Origin of the sequence: Paraburkholderia caffeinilytica (assembly GCF_051027425.1) — a bacterium.
Taxonomy (GTDB): domain Bacteria; phylum Pseudomonadota; class Gammaproteobacteria; order Burkholderiales; family Burkholderiaceae; genus Paraburkholderia; species Paraburkholderia caffeinilytica_A.
In genome coordinates, this window is the sequence record NZ_CP186553.1 from 1,723,793 (window position 1) to 1,749,442 (window position 25,650).

Genomic DNA, 25,650 nt, shown 5'->3' on the forward strand with positions numbered 1-25,650 from the left:
GGAGAGCGCCATGCAGGTTCAGGACGACGACAAGCCGTATGACGACATCAACATCACGCCGATGCTGGACCTGGCGTACGTACTGCTGATCATTTTCATCATCATGACGACGGCCTCGGTGCAGGGCATCAAGGTTGATCTGCCGAAGGCGAGTTCGTCGACGAGTCTCGCGAAACCGCAGACCAAAGCGATCACGGTGTCCGACAGCGGCCAGATATTTCTCGACGCGTATCCGGTCAGCATGACCGAACTGGAGGACCGGCTGCGCACGCAGAAGGCTCTCACGCCGGAGTTCCCGATCGTGCTCAAGGGCGACTCGACGGTGGCCTACCAGAAAGTGATGGACGTGCTCGACCTGCTGCGCCGCCTCGACCTGTCTCAGGTGGGACTGGTGACGGGCAAAGCGCATCAGGGCGGCTAGGGATACGCCATGGAGATGACCTACGACAACGGGCGCGGCGACCGTCCGGATGACGACGACGGGGAGTCCCGGCGCTGGCTCAAACCGGTGATCGCGGGGCTGGTGCTGCTCGGCGTCGGCGCGCTGATCTGGCATTTCGCGAGCGATACCGCAGGTGTGAAGCGGGCCACCGCGCCCCAGGTGACGACGGTCATTCCATTGCCGCCGCCCCCGCCACCGCCGCCGCCGAAACAGAAGCCGCCGCCCGAGAAGATGGACGACGTGAAGACGCCGGTCGATAAACCGACAGTGGCGCCGAAGCCGGCCGAGGTTCCGAAGCCTTCGGACAACCAGCCGAAGCAGATGACGATGAACGCGCCGGCGCAGGCGGGTACGGACGGTTTCAACATCGGCTCGGGCGACGGCAGCGGCATGGTGGGCAGCGGCGGCGGCACGGGGAGCTTCGGCAATGCGAGCTACGCGCAATACCTGGGCTACACGCTGCAGCGGGCGATCGAGCAGGACAAGCGGGTGCAGGACGCGGGCGGTGCGCGCTTTGCCGGCAGCCTGAATCTGTGGATGGACCCGTCGGGGCGCATCACGAAGGTGACGATCGTGCAGTCGACGGGCGACGCCCGGATCGACGACGCGGTGATCGCGGCTATCGAAGACCTGGGACGGGTGGACGAAACGCCACCACCGGGGATCGTGTACCCAAAGCTTGTCAAGTTACAGGGACGCAAGCCGGGGTGAGCGAACTGTTCGGGCAGATTCAGTAACGGATTCAACAACAGGTTCGCGCACGGTTTTGTGAGCGAACGGTGCCAGTAAAAAATCAGCACGTTATGTGGAGAATGGGAATGTCTAAGTATTCGGCACGGGGTGGCCGCAACGGGGCAAATGACGGCAGTCGGCTACGACGCACGCGAGTCAGTCTGGCGGTACTCGCCGGGTTCGGCATGGCGCTCGCCGGCAGCGTCCACGCGCAATCGCTCGAGACGCAGGCTGCTACGGGGACGGCGGTGCCCACCGAGAGCACCGTGATCAATCTGATCAACCTGCTGGTCAAGCAGGGCGTACTGACGAAAGCAAATGCGAGCAGCCTGATCGCGCAGGCACAGGCTGAGGCCGCGCAGGCGAAGGCCGCGTCGAACAGCCGTGCCGCGGTAGCCGCACCGGCCGTGGTGAATGCACCGACGCAACCCGGCGACGTGGCGGTACCGTACGTGCCGCAGGTGGTGCGCGACCAGATCCGCGACCAGGTCAAGCAGGAGGTCGTTGCTCAGGCCAAGGCCGAGAATTGGGCGCAGCCCAATACGTTCCCGGACTGGGTCTCGCGTATCAAGATCGACGGCGACGTGCGGGTGCGGGACGAATACCATTTCTATTCGCCGAACAACGCGAACGATTTCACGAACTTCGCGGCGATCAATCAGGGCGGTGGTTTCGACATCAACCCGAATACGAATCACACGAATCTGCCGACCATCAACTCGACCCAGAACCGTAACAACCTGGAGCGTTACCGTGCGCGTCTGGGCGTCACGGCAACCTTGTCCGACGAGTTCACCGCGGGCATCCAGCTCGCGAGCGGCAACGATAGCGGGCCGGTGTCGACGACGTCGACAGCCGGCGGCGGCTTCGCAAAGAAAGATATCTGGCTGAACAAGGTCTATATCAAGTATCAACCCACTCCCTGGCTGAATGTCATCGGTGGCCGGTTTGACAACCCGTTCTTCTCGTCGGATCTGCTGTTCTCCAACGACCTTGAGATGGACGGTCTCGCGGCGAACTTCCGTCACGCGCTGCCGGCCGATCCGGACGTGACGCTGTTCGGCACGCTGGGCGTTTTCCCGATCCAGTACACAAGCGACGGCTTCCCGTCGAACAGCATCCAGAAGACGGGTAGCGACACCAAGTGGATGTTCGGCGCACAGGTCGGCGCCGAGTGGAAGATCAACGAGCAGAACCGTGTAAAGGGCGCGGTCGCGTACTACGACTTCCAGAATATGCGCGGCACGCTTTCCTCGCCGTGCGCGCTTTATTTAGGCGCAACGAGCTGCAGCACGGATAACGAGGCGCCGGCCTTCATCCAGGGCGGCAACACGATGATCGCGTTGCGCAACATCGTGCAGAACCCGAATCTGGCTCCCGGCATGACGCCTGATCCGCAGCTCTTTGGCCTTGCGTTCAACTACCGGCTTTTCGACGTGAAGGCGCAGTGGGACACGGTGGTGGCCGACCGGGTGAAGCTGCGGCTGGACGGCGAGTTTGTGCGCAACCTGGCTTACAACGAGAACAAGGCGTTCAGCGCGGCGTCGCTGCCGGTCAACAACTACGATTCGAGCTCGGCCAGCGTATCGCAATCGGACTTCAAGAGCGGCCCGAACGGTTTCATGGCGAAGGCGACGATCGGCGAGCCGGAGCCGAAGAAGAAGGGTGAATGGAACTTCTCGATCGCCTACAAGTATCTGCAACCCGATGCGACGCTGGACGCGTTCACGGACCCGGACTTCCACCTGGGCGGCACCAACGCGAAGGGGTACATCCTCGGCGCGGCGTATGCGGTGGCTCGCGACACGTGGTTGTCGGCACGCTATCTGAGCGCGCGGGAAGTGTACGGTGCGCCGTTGTCGATCGATGTGCTGCAGCTTGAACTGAACGCACGGTTCTGAGGTGATCATGCGAAAACATCGGGTGATCGTGGCGGCCGGAACGGCGGCAGTCTGGTTCTGTGCGATGACGCCGGCCTCGGCGCAGAGCATCGAGGACAAACTGCGTACGCAGTTGCGTTCGACCACGCAGGAGCTTCGGCAACTGCAGGATACGCAGGCGCAATTGCAGGCCGACAGGACAGCGGCTGAGCAGCAACGCGACAAGGCGCTTGCGGACCTGAAGCAGGCCCAGGCGGATCTGGCGGCCGCGAAGGGCAAGTCGGGCGCGGAGGCGAATGCGGAGCGTGCGTTGACGGCCGAGAAGTCCAGTCACGCGAAGGACGCGCAACAGCTCGAGAAATACAGATCCTCGTATGAAGAACTGCTTGCGCTGTCACGTTCGCGTGATGCTGAGCGCACACAATTGCAGGCGTTAGGCAACACGCAGGCAGAGCAGTTACGAACGTGTGAAGCGAAAAACGCCCAGCTCTACCAGGTCGGGCAGGAAGTGCTGAATGCATATGAGCACGTGGGCCTCGGCAGCTTTCTGAGCTCGCGCGAACCGTTCGCACAGGGCGCGCGGGTGAAATACGACGAGATCGCGCAGCGTTACGGCGACCAGATGTACGCGGGCAGGTTCGACCCCGCGGCAAAGGCGGCGAGCCCTGCCAGTGCTCCCCGTGCAGATGCATCTGCAGCGTCCCCCGCATCTAAATAAGGTGAACTGAGTTGAAATCAAAGGAAAGAACCATGACGAACGAAGAGCGGGATGCGATCGGGAAGGCGGCAATGAATCAGACCGCCGAGGCGGTCATCGAAGCCGTCAGCGTCGAACAGTTGGGCGACATCTTCAAGACGGCCGGCTATCGCGTCACGGCCGCCGAACAGAATGGTCTCGTGCAATTGATGAGTGCGAGCCAGGGCGTGGGTTTCGCCGTGCGCTTCGGTAACCGCGGCGCCGAGGACGGACAGTATCTGGACTACACGCTGAGTTGCGCATTGCAAGTACAGGGCGAGTTGCCCGCAGAGATTGTTTCCGGCTGGAACCGCACGAAGCGCTTTGCGCGGTTATGGGTGCAGGCGCAGTTCCTGGTACTCGAAATGGACGTGGTGGTGGGCGGCGTGACGGAACGGCACCTCCGCTCGACGATCGAGTTATGGGACCGGCTGATTCAGGAGTTCCTGCTGCATCTGCGCAATCGGCCCGCCATGGCGGCAGTCGAAGCTCAAGGTGCCGGTCAGTCTGGCGAGACAGCGGCGGGCACGGGCGAGAGCGGGCTCAAGGCGACGCAGCAATGATATCCGGCGGCCGGATCGGAGCGCTTTTCGCCGCGTTGCTTGCGCTCGTGAGCGGCAGTCTGCGTGCCCAATCGGACGTTGTGACAGTGGATAAGGCGCCGCAGGCGTGGGTGGCCTATGCGCAACGCGTGTCGCAGCAGTTCCAGGCGGCTCTCGAGAGTGACGCGGTGCAGCGGGTTTATGCGCGCTTCGAGCAGAGTGCGTCGGATGCTGCGGGTGGAGCGCCGCCGGTCCTGAGAGTGAAGGCGTGGTTCGAACCGGACGGCCGGGTGAGCCACGTCGAATTCGACTCGCTGGGAGATAGCGAGGCCGACGCTGAGCTTCGGCAAGTGTTATTGGCGCAGAACATCGGTGCGAAGCCACCGCACGGTATGGCGCAGCCCCTCGTTGTGCGGCTCATGCTCGGGGCCGCGCTCTGACCGGAGCGGAACATGCGCGGAGCAGGCCGCTCAGGGGTACGCCTGTGACCAGGCCGCGATGTTCTGTCATTCAAAATTTTGCAGCAGGAGTGAAGGTGAAGAAACTTGCAATGGTACTGGGTGGTCTTGTCCTGAGCCTGCCGTTGGCAGGGTATGCGCAAAGCGATGTGATCGCGAGCCTGGGTAAAACGTCGGTCACACAGGCAGATATCGAAGGGCTGATCAAACCGTTGAGCCCCGACAATCGTCTCCGTCTCGCGGCCGATCCCGCCACACTGGATCAGATGGTGCGCGCGCAGCTTGCCAACAAGTCGGTCCTCGCCGAGGCGAAAGTCAAAGGCTGGGATAAGCAGCCTCAGGTGCAGGCGGCCGTCGAGAATGCACAGCGCGAAATCATTGTGCGCAGCTATCTGGCTTCGGTCAGCGCGCCGCCGGCCGACTATCCGTCGGATGCCGATATCCAGAGCGCGTATGACCAGAACCACGCGGCGTTTACCGCACCGCGCATGCTGCGTATCGCGCAGATCTTCGTAGCAACTGAGTCGACTGCGGATGCCGCGGGCATCGACAAGGCGCGCCGTCAGGCGACGGATCTGGCGCGCCAGGCACAGGCATCCGGTGCGGATTTCGCCACGCTCGCGAAGGCGAATTCGCAGGACAAAACCAGTGCGGCGAATGGCGGCGACATGGGCTTTACGCCTGAAACCAGTCTGGTGCCGGAGATTCGCCAGACTGTCGGAAAACTGAAAGTCGGCGATGTGGCGGGTCCGGTCCAGACAGCAGCCGGATTCCATGTGATCAAACTGGTCGATACACGCCCGCCTGGTCTTCGGCCGCTGGCTGACGTGAAGGAACAGATCCGCGCGGTATTGCGGCAACAGCGTACGCAACAGAATGCCCAGGCGTATCTGGCAAAGCTCGCGGGGCCCACCACGGTGACGATCAATGAGAGCGCGCTGAAGAAGGCGTTGGCAGCGGTGCAATAAAGCGCTGCGCTCAGGACAGCGGGCACGCAGCAACAGACAAGGAGAACACCGTGGCGCAGACCGCGCACCCCCTCACCGGACATCAGGGCAGCGATTCACATGCCGGGCGCCCGAATCCTGAACGCGCCCGAGGCGTTCACGCACGCATGGAAATCACAATCGACCCGCAGACTTATCTGGCCGCGCTCGCTGCCGCCGGTGCGACGGATGTGGGACCGCTCACACGTTGCCCGCTGTGCCAGACCGAGCTCGCGCCGGCACGCGGCGCACGCCATGCTGCCGGTACAGCGGGACATCTCCGGCACAAACACCGCACCAACGATGCGGATTGCGTGCTGACCACCAGCACGTACCAGCCGAAGGAACTGGCGGCACAGGAACGGCGCGACGTGATAGTGGGTGGGCGTCAACGGGAGCATTTTATCGGCTGCTGGACGCATCACTACGTTGCTGCGCGACGGCTTCTGCCATCGCTGACCGTGCAGAGATTTGCGACTGTGATCGCGTATGCCGACGTGCTGAATCTGTGGTCGTGTGCGGCGTTGCGACAGGAGGACGTTCCTGTGGTGTTGCTCGTGCTGGCAGGGTTCATGCGATTGCCGAATGATGCGAAAGGTGCAGCCTGGGTGCGATTCTGGTTCGACACGAGCGTTCAGGAAGTGGCGGACTTGTGGAAGCCTCGGCCGGTGCCGCCCCGGCTTTTCCTGGTGGCGTACGGGGAGCCGGAATTCACGCCGTTTCCTACCGGCGCGCAGGTGCTGTACTGGAACGAGGTGACGAGTCGGCCCGCATGGCTCGACGGACCGGCGCCGGAATTATCGCCGGCGGAAGTTGCGGAGTTCAGGCAGTTTGTGGCGCGCGGATGGGGGCATCTGAATCGTGGCATTGACGATCGGCGCGACAGGTAGCGATGTGCCGTCGTGAGCGGACGTCGGCGAAGTCAGGAGAGTGCGATGACAGCTTGTCAGTGGAGCAGACATACGCTGGTGACGCTAGTGGGGCTGAGTCTCGCCGGCATCGCGTGGGCGCAGGCGACGGCCCCGGCTCCGGCCTCGAAGCCGGTATGCGTCGATGCGGAGGTCGACGGCGTACGCACATTGTCGTACGGCTGCCTCAACCGGCAACTGGCGCCGACACCGATCGCGGGCGGTGCCGCATCGCAGACGGCGGCCGAAGCGTTGGCAAAGAGACCATCAAACCAGGTGGGCACCTTTAACCTGTCGGGCGAGCAGAACCGCTTCGGTGCGAACTGGGGAAAGTCGGTGACACCACAACGGCCGCCGGCGCTGCAGGTCGTGCCGCCGCGGTAATGATCATGATCCGGTGTTGTGATGGAGAGCAAGTCATGTACGACAGCGAAACTGAGAGTGAAGTAGCAACCGGTACATATAGCCACGCCCGAGCGATCCTGCGAGGTGCCGGTGGCTGGATCGATTGGGATAACGTGGGCGACCGTCCAGACTGGCAGTGCGGCGGGATCGTGCTGGATGGTCGATTTACGCTGGATGAACTGAGGGCGATTCTGGTTTTCGCACGTCACGCGGGATGACGGACTGCTTGGGGAAGCGTGCGCGGTTCGGTTGACCGGGTTGAACGATACGGAGGAGAGAAAGCGTGATGGACCAGCGCGGGCGGCAGCAACGGGAAAGAAAAATTGAAACCGGTATGACGGACAGCAGGCTTGGAGGCGTCAAGCAGGCGCTGCTCATCGTTGCAGTCGTCAGCATGGTACTGATGGCCGAAGGCGGCCTGCCGGGTCCTGCTGTTGCCCAGGAGACGATGCCTGCAGCAGTGCCGCTGTTCGCAGTGCCGAACTTCGCAACGCTCGTCAAACGCTACGGCCCGGCGGTGGTCAACATCAGCGTGACGCGTGAAGTGACCCAGATGGGCATCCAGTTGCCGCCCGGCATCGCACCGGGCAATCCGCTTGCGCCGTTTCTCGCGCGTCGTGTGATCGGTAATCGCGAGGAAGTGAGTCTGGGCTCCGGGTTCATTGTGAGCGCCGATGGCGTCATTCTGACCAATCGCCATGTGGTGGGTGACGCCAGCGAGGTCGACGTCAAGCTCACGGATAAACGCGAATTCAAAGGCAAGGTACTCGGCAGCGATGTACTGTCCGACGTGGCGATCATCAAGATCAACGCGCAGAATCTGCCCGTGGTCGTGACGGGCAACCCGAACCGCACCGAGGTAGGCGACTGGGTGATGGCGATCGGCTCGCCGTATGGCTTTGCGAATACGGTCACTGCGGGCATCGTCAGCGCCAAATCGCGCTCGCTGCCGGGTGAAGCGTACATCCCGTTTATCCAGACCGACGTGCCGATTAATCCTGGCAATTCGGGTGGACCGCTCTTCGATCTGAACGGACGCGTGATCGCGATTAATTCGAACATCTATTCGAAGACGGGAGGCTATCAGGGACTGTCGTTCGCGATCCCGATCGACATCGCACTGGACGTGAAGGACCAACTGATCAGGACCGGTCAGGTGAGCCGTGGACATCTTGGGGTGGCGGTCCAGGAAGTGAGCCAGTCGCTCGCGCACTCGTTCGGACTACAGAAGCCGGATGGAGCGCTCATCAGCTCGGTCGACCCGGGTGGGCCGGCCGCTCAGGCCGGATTGCAGGCTGGCGACGTGGTGCTGGCGGTCAACGGCAGCGTGATCGACGAATCGGCGGACCTGCTGACGACGGTCGCCAGGTTACGGCCTGGGCAGCAGGCTGATCTGCGGGTCTGGCGCTCCGGTGCGGCTACCAGGATAGCGGTCACGATCGGCGCCCTGGACAGTAACGGAGGCGTGCCCGCGACGGTGCAGGCGCCGTCCCGTCTCGGCGTGACGGTGCGCCCGCTCACGGCGCAGGAGCAGCAGAAGATGGGCGTCGATCACGGCCTGCTGATCCAGCAGGTGAGTGGCCAGGCGGCTCGTGTGGGACTGAAGGTAGGGGACATCGTGCTTGCGGTCAACGAAACACCGGTGGCGACGATCGATCAGCTTGCCGACCAGTTCAGGCAGACCAAGGGGAATGCCGCCCTGCTGGTCCAGCGTGGTACGACGCGCCTGTATCTGCCCGTCGATGTGAGCGGGGGGCCGGCATGACAGGTACGAAAACGCTTGCCCTCGGCGGGTTGTTGGGACTCATCGCATGCATGACGCCGGTATTGAGCGTGACAGGAATACCGCTTGCACACGCGCAAGCGGCGCCGTCCGAGGTGCCGCAGCCATGGATCAGCTACGCGCAACTGGTTGGGCGTCAGTTCCAGGCCTGGCTTGAAGCGGATGACGATGAAGCGAATCAGTTGCATCAGTTCCTGGAAGACCGGATCCTGAGCGCGAAAGGGGATGCGCCGCCGCCGGCAATTGTGATCCGCGCCTGGATCGCGGCGGACGGCAAGGTTACAGACGTCGCCTTCGATTCACTCGGAGATCCGAAGGCTAACGCGTTGCTGCGGCAACTGCTGACAAGCCACCCGATCACCGAGCCTCCGCCGCCCGATATGCGTCAGCCGTTGCGCGTGAGACTGCGCATGAAAGCGACTACAGACGACGCGGCGAGCCTGCCCTGTCTGGCCGCGCACTGCTTACCTGCATCGTGAACGTTGCGCCTTGTGCGAGCGGCATACATCGCCTGGCGCTTTTCGTTTGTACTGTAGCGTTTGCTGTTGGCGTAGCGGCACAGACCACGCGCGAGCCGGAAATGATTACGCCGTCGAAGAAAACGGATGTGTTCGCGCTTGAAGCGAGTGCAACCGGCTTCTTTGTCAATGACGACGGCGATGTGCTGACCGCGCGTCATGTCATCGAGGCATGCCGGTCGTTGTTCGTGATCAAGGATACGCAGGTTGCGCGGGCGAGCGTGAAAGCCGTGAGCGCGGACCAGGATCTGGCCGTGATCGCCAGCAGAATCAGACCACTCCTGTCGGCCACCTTTGCCAGGACAAGCAGTGTGAGTGTCGCCCAACCCGTGTTCGCGGCGGGCTATGAAGCGCTGAGACGTATGCCGGATCGTGCGACAACCCTATACAACGCATTTGCACGTAGCGTCATGCAAAGTTCAGCCGGCCCAATAGCGTTCACACTGATGTCGTCCGCGACCAACGGAGCGAGTGGTAGCGCAGTGCTGGACCAAGCGGGGCTGGTGGTGGGGCTGGTGACCGGCCGTGCCGAAACATCGCGCGGCGACGCACGTGCGGTTGCAACACGCTCGGATGCGGCGAGCTACGTAATCGCTGTCCAGGTCGATCCGATCAAGGATTTCCTCAAGAAAAACGGCGTGGCTTTCCGTGAGACCAATACACCGCAACTCGAGCCGATGCAGCCTCGCGCGCCCCGTGCGGCGACATTGGAAGCGGGGGTGCTATGCGGCGGTGGATAAATCTCCAATCGGGACGGGCAGAGTCTGGCTGTGCGGCACGGCGCGTCATTGGGGTACTATGAAGTGCCAGTCGGACTCTCCCTTGCCACCTTTCGTCTCCTTCACTCGTCAGCGATGCATAAAGACGCCTCGTGCCGGTGCCGGGAATGCACGCGCAAGCAATATGCGCTGGGGCGCCTGCGTCTCGCGACCCAACGTCTCATGCTTGCGGATTCGGACGTTGAGAGAATGCTCGCGACTCACTGGGTAAATGCGTGGGCGGCTGTAATTGGCGAGCTTCACCTTTCTGCATTCACCCAAGGGCGCTTGGGACACAAGCCCAGGCGGCGATCGCGTTGACATTACAGATCAAGGAGTGCGTTGAGGGCAGGTCGCCGGATAGCCGGTTTGCTGCGAAACCCGTAAAGCGATTGAAGAAGGAAGCTGATGCTATTTCGCAAGGCGGCAATGTGATGAAACCTGGGCAGAAGGCGCTAAAGAATACTTTCGACGCAGTCGATGCGGTGCTGCGTGGCCACGATGCGGCATTGTTAGTCACGGCCAACGCGGCGCTGCGCGAGACGGACAACACGAACAGTGGAAAGAAGTCGCAACGGTCAACGGAGGGTTGACCAAGCCTCTGCCTGTCGAAAGCCTCCAATGTTCACAAGCGGATATAGCTGCAATCCTTGCCATCCAACCGATTGCCAAATTTCCACACCTTCGAACCCGGGACCGACACCCGCAGATACGTGGAATCGCGGTCGCGAATCTTATAGGGCTTGTCTTGCGGTTTGGTGCTCAGCAGCAGCGGGTAGGTCGGCTTCATGGCGTTCTCCTCGACGGACAACTACCATGAGTTTCACCCGCAATTTACCCGTAAAACTGGCGGAAGCAGGTGGATTACTCCAGATCAAATCGGACAGATCCCCATAAACCGGATGAGCGACCCGAGCGAACGCATACCGCCTCACCCACTCGCCGTAACCCTTTACCAGAAAACCTCCAGAGCGTTCTATGTATTGCTCGCGGGACGCATCATAGACTTCCCGTAGCGCAAACCATGGCACATGCGGCAAGTCGTGATGAACCAGATGGTAGTTGTTGTTCAGAAACAGCAAACGCCAGAACCATCCTGCTTCGTTGACGACAGTACGATGCTCGTGCGCGTGGGCGGTCCGATGTTCCTGAAACGAGCGGATCGAGCCCAGCGACAACGACCCATACCCCGCGCCGACGATAAAGACCCACGCGGGAATGCCGCAGGCGCGTTGCAGCCACACAGTCAGTGCGACTAGCGCGGTCAGATGGACGAACCATACCGGCACATCGCGCCAATCGCCGCGTTTGATTTTGTCGAGCGCATTCACGCCCGTTGCCGCAATGGCAAAAGCCGGCCCAACCAGCAAGCGCCCGGTGAACGTATTGCGAAACGTCAGCAGCGCGCGAATCGCAAAACCCGCACGCTCCCACACATGCTGACTCACAAAGTAGCTTTCGGGATCACGCTCGGGAAGCGTCAGATGCGGATCGTCGTGATGCTGAAGATGCGAATCACGGTAGACGCCATAAGGAAACCACACGGCGAGCGGCGCGAATCCGAGCAGGGCGTTGAAGTGCGGCGAGCGGGTCGGATGTCCGTGCAGCAGTTCGTGTTGCAGGGACATGTACCACGCGCCCAGCAGTGCCAGCAGCGCGGTGGTCAATGGCAGGCCGAGCGCGCGTGCATGCGTCGCGACGCCGAACCATCCGCCGTAGATCGTGACGATCAGCAGCCACGTCGGCCATTGGGTGCGCCATGTCAAGCTTGCAGCCTGTTGGGCGAGTACTTTGCGTTGCGTGTCGTCGAGGTAAATCGCCATCGGCTGGATCGGTCGGAATACAGGTTTAGACCGATCCTACGGACCAATTCACACGACCAGAACCATTTTGTTCAGCAATGCATCTGCAAAAACGTGCATAGAGCGGGGGACATATCGCGGGCCTTTGTACCGCGGGAGGCGACCATCGTCTGACGTTCAGAACGCCTTGCAGGATTTTCGCGGATTCGGCCCTGGCAATTGGCTATAGATGCTCAATCGCCATCCGCCACGCGGCAAGCATGATCGAGCAAACCTTCCGCCGTGCCGCTGCCATTGTCGACATCCAGGCCGCTATTCACGACGAGCCAGCCGTCCTTCTCGGCCGACGGACCCGCGCCGGTCACGAGGATGGTTTGCATGGCCATCGCCGCGACGTTCCGGTTGTCGCGGGCGACGATACGAAACGGATTGTTCGCCTGAGTGAGCGAGGTGACGCGCATGATCCGATAACGCTGGCCGTCGAGCGTATCCCAACGCCACTCGTCAGGCGTGTCCTTCGCGTGACGCGCGAGGGCGTCGCTCACGTTGCTGTGCATGCAATCGATATGGATATGCAACTGGTTTTGCGAGCGGCGATATTGCGAGTTGATCTCGATGCCGAGCTGATTGTCGGGCAAGGGCCGTTTGACGGACTTTTCGACGTAAAGCCGCGACGTCCACGCGTCGTCCCAGTAGTCCTGTGCATTGGGCTCCAGCACGAATGGACTTTCTATGCCGGTGACACGGTCGGTTGGAATCAGCAGGTGCTGCGAGCGGCCGACGATATCCTTCAGGATCACGTAGCGTTTATCGAGGTCGACGACCGTGCATTGGCCCGGTGTTCCGGTGGCCTGTTGCGATGGCACGCAACGCAGATCGACGATTTTCCAGAGCGCGTTCGGATCGACTGCGGCAAGGCGCGCACAGGAGGACGCAGTGAAGGCGAGCGCCAAGCCGGCGACGGTTCGCAGGAACGTTCCCCGAAGGTGGCCTGGTTTTGACACGGTTATCGGCATGCGGATCGGTACTTTTTTATCGAAGTTTTCAACAGCATCGTTAATGGCGTCTTCAAGCCGTCAAAGCACCGGCGCCGGCAGCACGCCGAGCACCTGCTCGAATGCGACGCCGATCGCCAGCAGCCGTCGATCCTCGCCGAGCGGCCCGTCCAGTTCCAGACCGACCGGCAAGCCGCTGGCGCTCATCCCCGCCGCCAGCGACAAGCCCGGAATGCCGGACGTGCTGGCCGGATCCGTATTGCGCAGGAACGCGTCCATCGTATCGATCGACGCGGCGCCGTCGATCGATACTGTCGACGAGCCGTTCTGGTCGTCGATCGGCACCGCGGTGAGACGCGTGGTCGGGAACAGCAGCGCGTCGAGCCGCTCGTCGGCGAACGTCGCGGCGACATACTGCTGCAAGCGCGGCCGCCATTGTTTCAGCGCTGCGTCGTAATGCGCACCGAGCACGTCGGCGAGCACGCCGTCGTAAATCGCGCGCACGTCGGGGCTCGCGATGCGGGCCGCCATGTCGGCCACGGTCTTAACCGGTGCGTCGTTGGCGACGAGCCATGCGAGCACGTCTTCGCGCGGTTCGTGGATCGCGATCGGGCCGCCTACCTGGCCGTTCAAGGTTTCCAGCTCGCTCATCTCGACCGGCACGAAGATAACGCCCGCTGCTTCGAGCCGGCGCAAGGCGGCGCGCACGACGTCGTCCACCTGCCTTTCGAGCCCTTCCCAGAGCGGTGCGGGCAAGCCGATGCGCAAGCCGTTCAGGGTGAGCTCGGGCAGCGGCCCCGTTCCTGTGATCACGCCGTCGAGCAAAGCGATATCGGCGACCGTGCGCGCCATTGGGCCGACGGTATCGCGCGTATGGCTGATCGGTACGACGGCGTCCGGGTCGTGATAACGCCGCTCGGCGCCGCCGTTACCGACCGAAGGACGAAACCCCGCGATGCCGGTCAACGCGGCCGGAATGCGGGTCGAGCCGCCGGTGTCGGTGCCCAGACCCGCAGGTACGATGCGCGCGGCGATCGCGGCGGCAGTGCCGCCCGACGAGCCGCCTGGAATCAGCGAGGGGTCGTATGGATTGCGCACCGGTCCGGCGTGCGGGGCGAAGTTCGTGCTGGTGATGCCGAACGCCAGTTCGTGCATGTTGGCTTTGCCGAGCACGATCGCGCCGGCGTCGAGAAGCCGTTGTACCGAAGGCGCGTTCGTCTTCGGCAGGAAGCCCTCCAGAGCGGGTGTGCCAGCCGAGGTCTGCAAGCCGGCCGTGTTGATGTTGTCCTTCACGACGATGGGCAAACCGGCGAGCGGCAAGCGCGCTTTTGCTTCCGGAGGCAACGCGTCGATGCGCTGTGCGGCGGCCAGCGCGCCGTCGAGATCGAGCGTGGTGAGTGCATTGAGGGTTGACAGCGCCGCCGCCCGCGCCAGCAGCGTGGCCATGTAGTCGGCGGCTTTGAGGCGGCCGGACTGGATCGCCGCGACCGCTTCCGTTGCGCTCAGCGCCAACTGTTGATCGACGGTCCATGTCATCGCCGGCGTCCCTTGAACTGAAGTGACGCCTATTCTGGCACAGCCGCTTAAAGACCGGCGCCGCGTGGCGCAAGGTGGCCTGGGTTTGCCGGCTCATAGGGCGGCCGGCCTTCCGCTTCAGCGCGCTTGACTGGTGTGACCGCTGCTATGGGCTCTTCAGGCGTTACCGGAGGGACCGGCTGTCGTTGACTGTTGTTACTGGCGGCTGTCGATCCACATGCGTCCCCAGCGGAACGCATAGGCGAGCGCGTGTTCTTCGTCGAAGAAGTAATCGAGTGCGTCGAACGAGTAGGCCTGACCCTGGCTAGCCGAGGTTTTCTCGATGGTCAGGTTGGCGGCGAACAGGCCGTTGGGCAGTTGTTGTGCGGCCGGTGCGACTTCGTAGCCCTTGTAGCGGATATTTGAATTCATGGTCGTGGCAGTGAGTGTGCCCGCGTGTGTTGCTGGAGAGCCGGCGCGCGGGACGCAACCCTGTGCGTCGGGCAACCGGTGAGTGAGCGGGCAGGATCAAGCGTAGGCCGCGCCGCGCAGCGGGTGAACCAATCTTTCGTCGTAAGCAAATCAGCGAGGTCCGGGAACGGTCTTCAGGAAGCCGGAGCGGACCATAGTCGCAACGTTTGAACATACTATCTGGCGTTGTGGGCGAGCAGTCTGTTGTGTGGCGCACGGTTTGGGCGAGCGAAAGCGCGAGCGCGTTCGAGCGCGCATGGCGCGGCTTGGCGGCTTTGAAAGTATTGTTGGAGGATGCTGCGGTTGGCGGGGACGGGAAGCAACGCAAGCGCGCCCATGCGTCGAATGGTTCGTCGAGGCAGCGGGATGGCCGCTGGTTCAACGCAAACGCGGGTGGGTGCGTCGAGGACCCGCAAGCGTGGGCCCTCGACGTCGTATGTAAAGGTATTAAACCGTGGACGTTAAACCGCGTGCAACAACCGGGCGGGTTGCGCTTCCTTGGTTGCATGGCCGAGCGGCGCGGCAGTCGGCGTGCGATGCGCGTTGAACGCCAGGGCGAATTGCGCGGCCTGCTGGCCGACCGTGGCGAGCTGATCGACCACCTTGGCGTCGGAGCAGGTGTCGACGGTCTCGAAGCGCGTTTCCAGCGTGTTGATTCCGGCGCCGAACGGCGTGGGCCAGCCGCGCAACGCGTGGACGATCGAGCGCAGCGAGGTCAGCACCGAGCCGGCAGCCTGCCAGCCATAAGCCGTGACGATACAGCCGACCGCGCGGCCATCCAGATACGGCCGTTCGTCGGCACGCAGCTCCTCGAGCGTGTCGAGCGCGTTCTTGACGAGACCCGAGACGCCGCCGTGATAGCCGGGCGTCGCGATGATCAGTGCGTCCGCATGGCGCACGGCTTCGATCAGTTCGAGCTGTTCGGCGGTGCGTTGCGGATTTTCCGGCGCGTAGTGGGGCAGGCTATGCAGGAAGGTGCCGCCGAACAGGCGGGTGTCCGCGCCCGCGGCTTCCGCGCCGCGCAGCGCAAAGCCGAGCGCGCGCTCGGTCGACGACGCCGCGCGTGTCGTGCCGCCAATGCCGATAACGAGCGGCCGGCGTTGATGATCGAAACTGGTCAACGAAATGCTCCTTCGGTAGCGGCTCACGGAACGCTGGCGCGGGGCTGCGCGTAGACGAACCGGGGCGAACCGGACTTTGAAGCGTTATCTTAATGACCGCCGCGAGCCGGGCGAAGCGACTTTTTGTTCTAACGATATAACCGCGCGGGGTTACCGGCGAGCCAGCGGGTTGTCCGGCGAACGTTTCGAAGCCGATACGCCGTCCTGTGCAATGCAGTTGAAGCCGCGCCGGATAAGCATATGGCGATCCATTGGTTGGGGGCACGATGACGCACGGTTAAGATCGAATCGTCTCCTCCATGACATCTCCTTGACATGGGACTCGGCCTCGCTACGTCAGTGGCGGGGCCTTTTTTTGTCTGCTCTTTCCGTGGCGCAAGCGCTTGCCGCTTCACGATAAAGCCGTTTTTCGCATGCTACGATGGTCCGCGAAGCGATTCCCGGCGAGGTCGAACAAGCCATGGCAACCTTATATGACACGCTCGGTGTGCACGCGCATGCCACGGAAGAAGAAATCAAGCGGGCCTACCGTAAGGCCGCGATGAAATGGCATCCGGATCGCAACAACGGCGCCGAGGACGTTGCCCGCGCCACCTTCCAGGAAATCAGGGACGCGTACGCGATCCTCTCCGACGCCGCCCAGCGCAAGGTGTATGACGCGGTCTATGCCGAGCAGATGCGCGGCTGGGAAGCGCAGCGCGCCCGCCAGCAAAAGGCGCAAGCCGAACGCGAGGCGGCGGCGCGCGCCGCGGACGAAGCGGCCTATGCCGAGATGGTGTCGCTCGCCATGCGTTTCGCCGACGACGGCCACAATCGAGACGTGCTGTTCGGCGTGCTGCTGGGACGTCGATGCGATCCGCGGCGGGCCGCGCAGATCGCCGACAGTGTGGCCGCATTGCAGGCGGCGCGGCGCGCGGCCGAGCAGGCCGAGAAAGTGGAGGTTGAGGCCGAGGTGGCCGCGCAAGCGGCAGATGTCTCTGACGTTTCGGCCAAAGCGCCGGCGGCTGCCGCCGATGCCGCCGATGCCGCCAATCGCGGTGCGCCGGATAACCGCGTGAACCCGGGCAAGCGTGAAGAAACTGCCGGCGACGCTCATCCGGCCGGCGTACTGGGCGGACTCTGGTTTCAGTTCCTGAACGGCTTGCGGTTCTGAAGAGGCCGCCGTGCGCGATTGACAGCAGGCTGAAAGATTGAATGCCACGCTGTCAGACTTCGCCGCAAATGCAACGCGCGATGCCCGTGAATTGACCCTCCCGATACAAATTCTCGTAGCGCAACGAATTAAGACATCGTAGTGTCACGAGGACGCAAGAGTGAGCTGGCAGAATGGCGCGGAAGGATAAGAAAAACACGGTACGGGGTGAGCGTGACCAGAAAATACAAGGTGCTGTTTCTCTGTCGTGAGAATTCAGCACGCAGCATCATTGCCGAAGCTTTACTGCGTGAACTGGCAGGACACCGGTTCGACGCATTCAGCGCGGGGCCGGAGCCGGCCGCGCGAGTTCATCCCAGCGCGATCGCGCAATTGCGGCCCGGTATTTCGGACCTCGGCGTGCTCAGTCCGAAAAGCTGGCTGGAATTCACGGGCGAATGGGCGCCGCGGATGGACCTCGTCGTTGCTATGGACGAGTGCGTTGCCGGCCACCATGCGCCGCTCTTTCCCGGAGACCCTCCGTCGTGCAGCTGGATCTTTGCCGATCCGCTCGCCGACGGAATGCTCGAGCCGGAGCGCGTCCGTTCGTTTGAAAAGGTGTTCTGGCAGATCGTCCGGCAGGTCACCACCTTCATCGACTTGCCGCAATACGCGAGCGCGTGGGCGCCTGCCGCGCGCGCCGAAGCGCCGGCTTGCGCCAGCGATCTACCGATCTGACGGCTTAGCGATTGGTCGGGCGCGCGAGCGGACTTCCCGCGAATGGGTCGTTTAGCCAATCCACCTGTTTTCTCGGCTGCGGGGCGGGTGCCGGCGTGGCCGACAATTCGAAGTGGTCGATTGATTGACCTGCGCTGATTGCCTGTTTAAGCCATTGGGGCATTTCACCCTGGCCGTCCCAGCTATCTCCCGTTGCGCTGCGGTAGCGCTCGGCGGTTTGCCTCTTCGGTTCGGCCGCCAGCACCGCGGCGAGGTCTTCTGGTTTGATGCCAAACTCTTCCATGCGATGGCGGAGATACGCAATCATGCTATCTCGCTTCCTTTCGTCCATAAGATATTCGTCCTTCTAAAGCGTCCAGCGTTCTGTCAATTACAGATTGCGAGGGAAAGCCGCGAAAGCATTGAGCCCACGTAAATGGGATCCGCCCGCGGTAAAGTTATTGATCGAAGGAAATCCTGGTAGCAACGTAAAAAAACGATGCTTCATAAATCGTGTTACTGCATATGCCCGGCCAGGCCGCCTGTACGGCTGGCCACGCCGATCGGCGAACATTCAAGCGCTCCGCCACGCGGCAGGTACGGCTGGGTAAGCCCTACGGCTGCTATGGAAAGAACGCTGATGAAGATGCACTGATTGCGGATGGCCGGTCTCATGCCTACGCTCCGTCTCTCGCCGGTGCCGCGCAGGGCTGATTTTGTGCGTTATTCCAGCATCATAGCGCACTGTTCGGGTAAAGGACGCGCCGGCCCGGTTGATTTTGTTGCCGCATGTTCCTGACCGGCCTGCCGGCGGCGCCGCCAATATTGTCTGCGCCGCCGGGATTGAAATCCTGGGTGGCCGACCTATAACGAAACTGCGGAGCAACACTCTGCGTTTCCAGCCTGGTGGCGACCGCTTCCGGTAAGCCGCGCGTGCACGCCGAACATCGGTTTCAGGTTTGGCAACTATTTACTCGTTTAGTTCGGTGACTCGCCGCAGCAGTCCCGCATAGGCATTCGCCCGTCCGTCAGTTCGATCTGGCGACACGACGTTTTTCGCGAATCAATTCTTTTTGAAGGGGATAAGCGCTGCTGCGCCGGATTCGAGGAGTCTGGACATGAAACTACGTTTATTGATGGCGTTGGCAAGCGCCGCTCTCTTTCTGGCGCCGAATACAGCCGGCGCACTGGACGGTCAGCCGGACGACGCCGGGTCGGGCCGGGCGATGATGCAGCGCAACGCCAACGAATCGGTGCAAGACACCACCGACATGTCGTTTGGCGAAACGGGGCGGACCATGATGCCGGCGGCCCAACCGGTGCAGGACGTCTCCTATGGCGGCGTGGCCGCGGGCGCGGTGGAAGCGGGAGGCCGACAGGAGCGGCCGTGCACTTCCGGGCCGCAATGCAGGATCTATTTTGGTCAATAGTTGATCGGAGTTCAGGAGTTCAGGAGTTCAGGAGTTCAGGAGTTCAGGAGTTCAGGAGTTCAGGAGGCGGTCAGGGAAGCAGCACGCACCGCCTCCAACCAATCCGCACGGAATCCTTGTCGAAATACCCATACGCGCGACTGCGTTTTTTCGGAGCGGTCAGCGAGCGATTTAATACGATGTTAAGGTGTGTTCCGTTCAGGTTTTCACCGGTTAGTTTTGCGGCAGCAATCATAAGCAGGCAAATAGCGCCTGCTTTTTTAATTGTGATTGGCTGTCCGCGAATTGATTAGTCCGGTATGACTGCTCCAATCCCACCCGTTGTTTAGTTACTCGCAAACAATACTATGTTGATGGAAGATAATCTGCCGGCGAGCACTGCCTCGCCGGACGATGGCGCCTCGTCGTCCCTGCGTTCATGGCTCGCTGTCGTGGCCGTTGCAATCGGTGCGTTTGCATTCGTGACCACGGAGTTTTTACCTGTTGGACTACTGCCGCGCATAGCGGCGGATCTGGGCGTGCTGCCAGGCACCGCGGGCCTGATGGTCACGGTGCCCGGCGTGATTGCCGCCATCTCCGCGCCCGGTTTGATGCTGGTGGCCGGCCGGATGGATCGCCGGCGTGTGTTTCTGTTGCTTACGGCCTTGCTGCTGGCGTCGAATTTGATTTCGGCTTTTGCACCCGATTTTCTGTCCATGCTGTTCGGACGCGCGTTGCTCGGTGCGGCGTTGGGCGGATTCTGGACCCTGGCGACGGCCGCTTCGGGGCGTCTCGTGAAGCCGAAGGATTCGGCGAGAGCCATGGCAACGATCCTGACCGGCGTGACCTGCGCGACCGTGATCGGTGTGCCGCTCGGCACGTTCATCGCCAGTTTCGCGTCGTGGCGTGCTTCGTTCATGGCAACCGGCGTGCTTGTCGCGATCGCGCTCGTGGCCCAGTTCGTCTTCGTACCGTCCCTGCCGTCGGCAACCGCATTGCGGATGCGCGATCTGGTGGCGCTGCTGCGCCGCCCGCATCCGCGTAGAAGCATGATGATGGTCGGGCTCGTATTTGGCGCGCATTTTTCCTCGTACACGTACATCACGCCGTTCCTGCTGCGTAACGCGAATCTCACGATGTCGACGATTACCTTGCTGCTGCTCGGCTTCGGCATGATCGGGTTCTTTTCGAACTTCGCCGTGTCGTCGACGGTGACGCGCAACCTGAAGATGTCCGTGGGCGCGATGGTTTCCCTGCTGATGTTCGCGCTGGTCGCCATGCCGCTGTTGCAACAATCGCCGATCGGCGTCGCCGCGCTCGTCCTCGCGTGGGGTGTTTCGTTCGGGGCGCTGCCGCTGTGTTTCAGCGTCTGGATTCAACGCGCTACGCCGGATTCGCCGGAAGCGGGCTCGGCGTTGTTTGTCAGCATCATTCAGGTGGCGATTGCGCTGGGCTCGCTGATTGGCGGCGTGGTGGTCGACCATGTCGGCATTTCCGCCGACTTTCTCTTCGGCAGCGGTTTGGCGCTGCTGGGGCTCGCGGCGCTCGCGAGTTTCGGGTGGCGCGAGCAGATCGTGGCTGCGGAGTCGGAGCCGAAATCGAAGCAGGTCATGGCTGCGGAGTCGATAGCGTGTCCGGCGTGTACTGATTAGGTTTGATGCCCTGTGCCGGCCAGGGCGTCATCGGGACTCGAGGCGTGGGCGCTGCCAGGTTCACGCGAGCGACAGCCGTTACAGCGGATGGTCCGTGTTATCGATATCGACGGCAACGACCCACTCGCGACCCTCCATCTTCCATATCACGACGTATTTCCCGCGGATTTCGACGGTCTCGTCCTCACGCGTAAACCGTTCTGGGTGGATTCCGTCGACGGCAAACCCACTCGCGGGCAGGCCTTTCAAGCGCAACACCCAGCGATCCACTTTTGTTATCACCCCCTCCAATACACGGATTGTTAGCGCATCGCACCGCTCGTATATTGGCTGAACGAAAGCAGACACAGCACGGACAGCAGAAAATACAACAACAGAAAGGCAAGCCGCCCGGGTTTGCCACAGGAGCAAAGCGATGAATCGAATCGATCTGGAGGGGCGTGTTGTCGCCATTACTGGTGGCGCGCGCGGCATTGGTTACGCGGTGGCCCAACGGGCATTGAACTCGGGCGCGTCGGTCGCCCTATGGGACATCGACGCCGAGCGCCTCGCGCGCAGCGAGCGCGAGCTTAGCGAACTGGGCAAGGTAACGGCTGTCACGGTCGAACTCACCCAGGAAGCTTCGGTGGTTCAGGCGGTAGCACAGACCGTTGCCGCCCACGGCGCGATCGACGTGCTGATCAACTGCGCCGGCATCACCGGCGGCAACGGCACGACGTGGGAGCTGGACCCCGAGGTCTGGCGCCGCGTGATCGACGTGAATCTGATCGGCCCGTATCTCACCTGCCGCGCGGTGGTGCCGCAAATGCTCAAGCAGGGCTACGGCCGGATCGTCAATATCGCTTCGGTGGCCGGCAAAGAGGGCAACCCGAACGCCTCGCACTACAGCGCTTCCAAAGCCGGGCTCATCGGCTTGACCAAGTCCCTCGGCAAAGAACTCGCGACGAAGAACATCCTCGTCAATGCGGTCACACCCGCAGCGGCCAAAACGGAGATCTTCGATTCGATGTCGCAGCAGCATATCGACTACATGCTCTCGAAGATTCCAATGAACCGGTTCCTGTTGCCGGAAGAAGCGGCGTCGCTGATTCTGTGGCTTTCTTCCGAAGACTGCGCGTTCAGCACCGGCGCGGTGTTCGACCTGTCCGGCGGCCGAGCCACGTACTGAGTCGTCACGGCGTCACCTGAGCCGTAGCAGTGGCCGTGCAAAAGGTAGAAAAACGCAGAGCGCGACCCGCGTGCTCTGCGAAGGAGACGACATGAATCCGCATTCGCCCGCATCGCTGGAGGCGATCAACAGCAAGGTCATGCGCCGGCTGTTGCCGTTTCTTTTGCTGATGTATGTGCTGGCGTTTCTCGATCGCGCCAATATCGGCTTCGCGCAGAAGGCGTTGCAACACGATACGGGTTTGTCCAATGCGGCTTTTGCCTTCGGCGCGGGCGTGTTCTTCGTCGGCTATGCATTGTTCGAGGTGCCGAGCAATCTGCTGCTGCACCGGGTCGGCGCGCGTGCGTGGATGTGCCGGATCATGGTGACATGGGGGCTCGTTTCCGCGGCGATGTGTCTTGCCCATACGCCGACTGCTTTTTACTCCCTGCGTTTTCTGCTGGGTGTCGCCGAAGCCGGTTTCTTTCCCGGCGTGATCTATTACCTGACTCACTGGTTTCCGCAAGCGGCGCGAGCGCGCGCGGTGGGCGTGTTTTATTTCGGCGCGCCGCTGGCGTTTATCTTCGGCAGTCCGTTATCGGGTTCTTTGCTCGAGTTGCATGGTGCGTTGGGTTTGGCCGGCTGGCAGTGGCTGTTTCTGATCGAGGGGACGCTGGCCTCGTTAGTTGGCGTATGGGCGTTCTGGTATCTCGACAACCGCCCTGAAGACGCGCGCTGGCTCGATGCGCAGGAGCGTAGCACCTTGCGCGGCGCGCTCGACGACGATGCGCGCGCCGCGTCTGCTCATGGGCCGCGTCACATTCTCGCCGCGCTGGTGGACCGCCGTGTGTTGCTGCTGTCGGCGATCTATCTGCTGATTCAGGTGAGTGTCTACGGTGTGATCTTCTATTTACCGCAGCAAGTGGCCGCGTTGCTCGGCACGACAGTGGGTTTCCGCGTGGGACTCGTCGCTGCTTTGCCATGGGTCTGTGCGCTGGCTGTGACGTGGTACGTACCGCGTCGTGCGGATCGAACAGGCGGACACCGGCGTTGGGCGGTCGCGCTGCTGGTGCTCGCGGGTCTCGGCATCGGCGCTTCGGGACTCGCCCATAACCCTTCGATTGGTTTGATCGCGCTGTGCTGTGCGGCCAGCGGTTTCATCGCCGCGCAACCGCTGTTCTGGACATTTCCCACGCGTTACCTCACGGGCGCCGCGGCCGCGGGCGGGATCGCGCTGATCAATTCACTTGGCGGCCTCGGCGGATTTATTGCGCCGAGCCTGCGCACCGCGGCGGAACGAACGTTTTCGTCGACCTCGGCAGGGCTGATCGTACTGGGCGTATCGAGTCTGCTCGCAGCGCTCATGATCGGCACGCTGTTGCGTCGTGACGACGCACATTCAAGCTGGTCTTTCCAGCACTTACTGCACCGCGCCCGTTAGGCGCATTGTCGGATGCACGTTCGACGCATCAACAACGGAGCCCTTTTTTATGGCCATGCCAACTATCCGGCACGTGCGTGCCTTCATCGTCCGCGGCGGCGGTGCGGATTATCACGATCAACCCGACGGACACTGGATCGACGATCACATTTCCACGCCGATGGCGCGTTATCCGGAGTATCGTCAAAGCCGCCAGTCGTTCGGTATCAATGTGCTCGGCACGCTGGTGGTGGAGATCGAAGCGAGTGACGGCACGGTCGGTTTTGCGGTGACGACGGGCGGCGAGATCGGCGCGTTCATTGTCGAAAAACATCTTGCGCGTTTTCTCGAAGGCCAGCTTGTCACCGACATCGAGAAGATGTGGGATCAGATGTATTTCTCGACGCTGTATTACGGCCGCAAGGGCGTGGTGCTGAATACGATCTCGGGCGTCGATCTCGCGTTGTGGGATTTGCTAGCGAAGGTGCGCAAGGAGCCGGTGTACCAACTATTGGGCGGCCCGGTGCGCGACGAACTCGTGTTCTACGCGACTGGCGCACGTCCCGATCTCGCGAAGGAGATGGGTTTCATTGGCGGAAAATTGCCGTTGCAGCACGGTCCCGCTGAAGGCGACGCGGGTCTCAAGAAAAATCTGGATAAGCTCGCCGAGATGCGCAGCCGCGTTGGCGATGACTTCTGGCTGATGTACGACTGCTGGATGAGTCTCGACGTACCGTATGCAACGCGGCTCGCTCAAGCAGCGCACGAATACGGTTTGAAGTGGATCGAAGAGTGCCTGCCGCCGGACGACTACTGGGGTTACGCCGAACTGCGCCGCAACGTGCCGCGCGGCATGATGGTGTCGACCGGTGAGCACGAAGCGACGCGCTGGGGTTTCCGCATGCTGCTGGAGATGCAGTGCTGCGATCTGATCCAGCCGGATGTGGGCTGGTGCGGCGGCATGACGGAACTCGTCAAGATCTCCGCGCTCGCCGATGCCCACAATGTGATGGTGGTGCCGCACGGTTCGTCGGTGTATAGCTATCACTTCGTCGTCACGCGGCACAACTCGCCATTCGCCGAGTTTCTGATGATGGCGCCAAAGGCCGATGAAGTGGTGCCGATGTTCACGCCGCTGCTGCTCGATGAACCGGTCCCCGTGAATGGACGGATGAAAGTGCCTGACACACCGGGCTTCGGCGTGCGGCTCAATCCGGAGTGCGCGCTGGTGCGGCCTTATCCGCGTTGAGTGTGCGTGGAAAGTGGATTGAACCCCGGCTCGATCCACATGACACAAGACACACGACATCGCATTGATTCAGTTATCAGGAGAATGACGTGTTGCTCAAGGACAAGGTTGTGATCGTCACCGGCGGCTCGCGCGGCATTGGCCGCGCGATAGCGGTTGCGTGCGCAACCGAAGGCGCGGATGTGGCGATCAACTACTGGGGCGATAACGACGCATCGTATGGGCGCCGTTCGGCCGTCGCCGAGGTGGTCGCCGAAATCGAAGCGTTGGGGCGGCGTGTGATCGCGATCGAAGGCAATGTCGCTGCGCGTGAAACGGGTCAGGAACTCGTTCGCCGCACCGTTGAAGCCTTCGGCAAAGTCGACGTGCTCGCGAGCAATGCCGGCATCTGCCCGTTTCACGCCTTTCTCGACATGCCGCCCGAGGTATTGGAGTCGACGGTGGCAGTCAATCTGAACGGTGCGTTCTACGTCACGCAAGCCGCCGCGCAACAGATGAAAGCGCAGGGCACGGGCGGCGCAATCGTGGCGACGAGTTCGATCAGCGCCCTGGTAGGCGGCGGCATGCAGACGCACTACACGCCGACCAAAGCGGGTGTGCATTCGCTGATGCAGTCGTGCGCGGTGGCGTTGGGGCCGTACGGCATCCGCTGCAATTCGGTGATGCCCGGCACGATCGCGACCGACCTGAACGCGGAAGATCTCGCCGACGAAGCCAAAAAAGCTTACTTCGAAAAGCGCATTCCATTGGGCAGACTGGGCCGCCCGGAGGACGTCGCCGATTGCGTGGTATTCCTCGCCTCCGACCGCGCGCGCTATGTGACAGGCGCCGCGCTGCTGGTGGACGGCGGCCTGTTCGTCAACTTGCAATAA

At 62.2% G+C, this 25,650-nt stretch carries 29 protein-coding genes; 22 read left to right on the forward strand and 7 right to left on the reverse strand.

The window, feature by feature from the left end; genetic code table 11:
- Nucleotides 1-10: 10 nt before the first annotated feature.
- From ACOSV0_RS28110 to ACOSV0_RS28175, 14 genes are all read left to right on the forward strand, one after another.
- The gene (locus ACOSV0_RS28110) at nt 11-421 is read left to right on the forward strand and encodes an ExbD/TolR family protein (RefSeq protein WP_434115658.1); all 411 of its coding nucleotides are present in this window, start codon (nt 11-13) and stop codon (nt 419-421) included.
- Nucleotides 422-430: 9 nt separating this feature from the next.
- Nucleotides 431-1,153: a TonB family protein gene (locus ACOSV0_RS28115; RefSeq protein ID WP_434115660.1), complete on the forward strand. Its 723-nt coding sequence runs from the start codon at nt 431-433 to the stop codon at nt 1,151-1,153.
- A gap of 107 nt (nt 1,154-1,260) precedes the next feature.
- Nucleotides 1,261-3,075 (forward strand): putative porin, encoded by a 1,815-nt coding sequence (locus ACOSV0_RS28120; protein ID WP_434115662.1) that lies wholly within the window; start codon nt 1,261-1,263, stop codon nt 3,073-3,075.
- 7 nt (nt 3,076-3,082) lie between these two features.
- A complete protein-coding gene (locus ACOSV0_RS28125) occupies nt 3,083-3,772 on the forward strand; it encodes a hypothetical protein (protein ID WP_434115664.1) in 690 nt (229 codons plus the stop codon).
- Between the two features lie 32 nt (nt 3,773-3,804).
- The gene (locus ACOSV0_RS28130) at nt 3,805-4,353 is read left to right on the forward strand and encodes a YbjN domain-containing protein (protein WP_434115666.1); all 549 of its coding nucleotides are present in this window, start codon (nt 3,805-3,807) and stop codon (nt 4,351-4,353) included.
- On the forward strand, nt 4,350-4,772 hold the full coding sequence (locus ACOSV0_RS28135; protein WP_434115668.1) for a hypothetical protein: 423 nt from the start codon (nt 4,350-4,352) through the stop codon (nt 4,770-4,772). The genes ACOSV0_RS28130 and ACOSV0_RS28135 overlap by 4 nt, the downstream gene beginning before the upstream one ends.
- A 95-nt stretch (nt 4,773-4,867) precedes the next feature.
- Nucleotides 4,868-5,758, forward strand: coding sequence for a peptidylprolyl isomerase (locus ACOSV0_RS28140; protein ID WP_434115670.1), 891 nt, complete (start codon nt 4,868-4,870; stop codon nt 5,756-5,758).
- Between the two features lie 146 nt (nt 5,759-5,904).
- Nucleotides 5,905-6,666, forward strand: a complete 762-nt coding sequence (locus ACOSV0_RS28145; RefSeq protein WP_434115672.1) for a hypothetical protein — start codon at nt 5,905-5,907, stop codon at nt 6,664-6,666.
- 45 nt (nt 6,667-6,711) lie between these two features.
- Nucleotides 6,712-7,068, forward strand: a complete 357-nt coding sequence (locus ACOSV0_RS28150; RefSeq protein WP_434115673.1) for a hypothetical protein — start codon at nt 6,712-6,714, stop codon at nt 7,066-7,068.
- A 35-nt stretch (nt 7,069-7,103) separates the two neighbouring features.
- The gene (locus ACOSV0_RS28155) at nt 7,104-7,307 is read left to right on the forward strand and encodes a hypothetical protein (RefSeq protein ID WP_434115674.1); all 204 of its coding nucleotides are present in this window, start codon (nt 7,104-7,106) and stop codon (nt 7,305-7,307) included.
- A gap of 116 nt (nt 7,308-7,423) precedes the next feature.
- Nucleotides 7,424-8,854, forward strand: a complete 1,431-nt coding sequence (locus tag ACOSV0_RS28160) for a Do family serine endopeptidase (protein ID WP_434115675.1) — start codon at nt 7,424-7,426, stop codon at nt 8,852-8,854.
- Entirely contained in the window at nt 8,851-9,351 is a 501-nt protein-coding gene (locus ACOSV0_RS28165) for a YbaB/EbfC family DNA-binding protein (RefSeq protein ID WP_434115677.1), read from the forward strand. Before ACOSV0_RS28160 ends, ACOSV0_RS28165 begins: the two co-directional genes overlap by 4 nt.
- A gap of 101 nt (nt 9,352-9,452) precedes the next feature.
- Entirely contained in the window at nt 9,453-10,130 is a 678-nt protein-coding gene (locus ACOSV0_RS28170; protein ID WP_434115679.1) for a S1 family peptidase, read from the forward strand.
- A 254-nt stretch (nt 10,131-10,384) separates the two neighbouring features.
- Nucleotides 10,385-10,741: a hypothetical protein gene (locus tag ACOSV0_RS28175; protein WP_434115681.1), complete on the forward strand. Its 357-nt coding sequence runs from the start codon at nt 10,385-10,387 to the stop codon at nt 10,739-10,741.
- A gap of 141 nt (nt 10,742-10,882) precedes the next feature.
- Here ACOSV0_RS28175 and ACOSV0_RS28180 read toward each other — a convergent pair whose 3' ends face one another.
- From ACOSV0_RS28180 to ACOSV0_RS28200, 5 genes are all read right to left on the reverse strand, one after another.
- Complete coding sequence (locus ACOSV0_RS28180) at nt 10,883-11,971, reverse strand: fatty acid desaturase (RefSeq protein WP_434115683.1); 1,089 nt, start codon at nt 11,969-11,971, stop codon at nt 10,883-10,885.
- 212 nt (nt 11,972-12,183) lie between these two features.
- Nucleotides 12,184-12,966 carry a CDP-diacylglycerol diphosphatase gene (locus tag ACOSV0_RS28185; RefSeq protein ID WP_434115685.1) on the reverse strand — a complete coding sequence of 261 codons (783 nt, stop codon included), beginning with the start codon at nt 12,964-12,966 and terminating at the stop codon, nt 12,184-12,186.
- Nucleotides 12,967-13,026: 60 nt separating this feature from the next.
- Nucleotides 13,027-14,481 (reverse strand): indoleacetamide hydrolase, encoded by a 1,455-nt coding sequence (gene iaaH / locus ACOSV0_RS28190; protein WP_434115687.1) that lies wholly within the window; start codon nt 14,479-14,481, stop codon nt 13,027-13,029.
- A 195-nt stretch (nt 14,482-14,676) separates the two neighbouring features.
- Nucleotides 14,677-14,892 (reverse strand): transcriptional regulator, encoded by a 216-nt coding sequence (locus ACOSV0_RS28195; RefSeq protein ID WP_434115688.1) that lies wholly within the window; start codon nt 14,890-14,892, stop codon nt 14,677-14,679.
- A gap of 500 nt (nt 14,893-15,392) precedes the next feature.
- Nucleotides 15,393-16,052 (reverse strand): NADPH-dependent FMN reductase, encoded by a 660-nt coding sequence (locus ACOSV0_RS28200; protein WP_434115690.1) that lies wholly within the window; start codon nt 16,050-16,052, stop codon nt 15,393-15,395.
- A 460-nt stretch (nt 16,053-16,512) separates the two neighbouring features.
- Between ACOSV0_RS28200 and ACOSV0_RS28205 the strand changes: the two genes are divergently transcribed.
- Together ACOSV0_RS28205 and ACOSV0_RS28210 are read left to right on the forward strand one after the other, a co-directional pair.
- Nucleotides 16,513-17,205, forward strand: coding sequence for a J domain-containing protein (locus ACOSV0_RS28205; protein WP_434116182.1), 693 nt, complete (start codon nt 16,513-16,515; stop codon nt 17,203-17,205).
- Nucleotides 17,206-17,418: 213 nt separating this feature from the next.
- Nucleotides 17,419-17,922, forward strand: coding sequence for a low molecular weight phosphatase family protein (locus ACOSV0_RS28210; RefSeq protein WP_434115692.1), 504 nt, complete (start codon nt 17,419-17,421; stop codon nt 17,920-17,922).
- Between the two features lie 4 nt (nt 17,923-17,926).
- On the opposite strand, the gene ACOSV0_RS28215 is transcribed toward ACOSV0_RS28210, so the two are convergent.
- On the reverse strand, nt 17,927-18,253 hold the full coding sequence (locus tag ACOSV0_RS28215) for an H-NS family nucleoid-associated regulatory protein (protein ID WP_434115694.1): 327 nt from the start codon (nt 18,251-18,253) through the stop codon (nt 17,927-17,929).
- Nucleotides 18,254-19,019: 766 nt separating this feature from the next.
- On the opposite strand from ACOSV0_RS28215, the gene ACOSV0_RS28220 reads away from it, so the two are divergent.
- Both ACOSV0_RS28220 and ACOSV0_RS28225 read left to right on the forward strand, forming a co-directional pair.
- On the forward strand, nt 19,020-19,331 hold the full coding sequence (locus ACOSV0_RS28220; RefSeq protein WP_434115696.1) for a hypothetical protein: 312 nt from the start codon (nt 19,020-19,022) through the stop codon (nt 19,329-19,331).
- A 347-nt stretch (nt 19,332-19,678) separates the two neighbouring features.
- The gene (locus ACOSV0_RS28225) at nt 19,679-20,962 is read left to right on the forward strand and encodes an MFS transporter (RefSeq protein WP_434115699.1); all 1,284 of its coding nucleotides are present in this window, start codon (nt 19,679-19,681) and stop codon (nt 20,960-20,962) included.
- Between the two features lie 78 nt (nt 20,963-21,040).
- Here ACOSV0_RS28225 and ACOSV0_RS28230 read toward each other — a convergent pair whose 3' ends face one another.
- Entirely contained in the window at nt 21,041-21,220 is a 180-nt protein-coding gene (locus tag ACOSV0_RS28230) for a hypothetical protein (RefSeq protein WP_434115700.1), read from the reverse strand.
- Between the two features lie 157 nt (nt 21,221-21,377).
- On the opposite strand from ACOSV0_RS28230, the gene ACOSV0_RS28235 reads away from it, so the two are divergent.
- The 4 genes from ACOSV0_RS28235 to ACOSV0_RS28250 all read left to right on the forward strand — a co-directional run bounded on the left by ACOSV0_RS28235 (nt 21,378) and on the right by ACOSV0_RS28250 (nt 25,650).
- Nucleotides 21,378-22,130: an SDR family NAD(P)-dependent oxidoreductase gene (locus ACOSV0_RS28235; RefSeq protein WP_408451571.1), complete on the forward strand. Its 753-nt coding sequence runs from the start codon at nt 21,378-21,380 to the stop codon at nt 22,128-22,130.
- A 91-nt stretch (nt 22,131-22,221) separates the two neighbouring features.
- The gene (locus ACOSV0_RS28240; protein WP_434115703.1) at nt 22,222-23,550 is read left to right on the forward strand and encodes an MFS transporter; all 1,329 of its coding nucleotides are present in this window, start codon (nt 22,222-22,224) and stop codon (nt 23,548-23,550) included.
- 49 nt (nt 23,551-23,599) lie between these two features.
- On the forward strand, nt 23,600-24,778 hold the full coding sequence (gene rhmD, locus ACOSV0_RS28245; RefSeq protein ID WP_434115705.1) for an L-rhamnonate dehydratase: 1,179 nt from the start codon (nt 23,600-23,602) through the stop codon (nt 24,776-24,778).
- Between the two features lie 89 nt (nt 24,779-24,867).
- On the forward strand, nt 24,868-25,650 hold the full coding sequence (locus tag ACOSV0_RS28250; protein ID WP_434115706.1) for an SDR family NAD(P)-dependent oxidoreductase: 783 nt from the start codon (nt 24,868-24,870) through the stop codon (nt 25,648-25,650).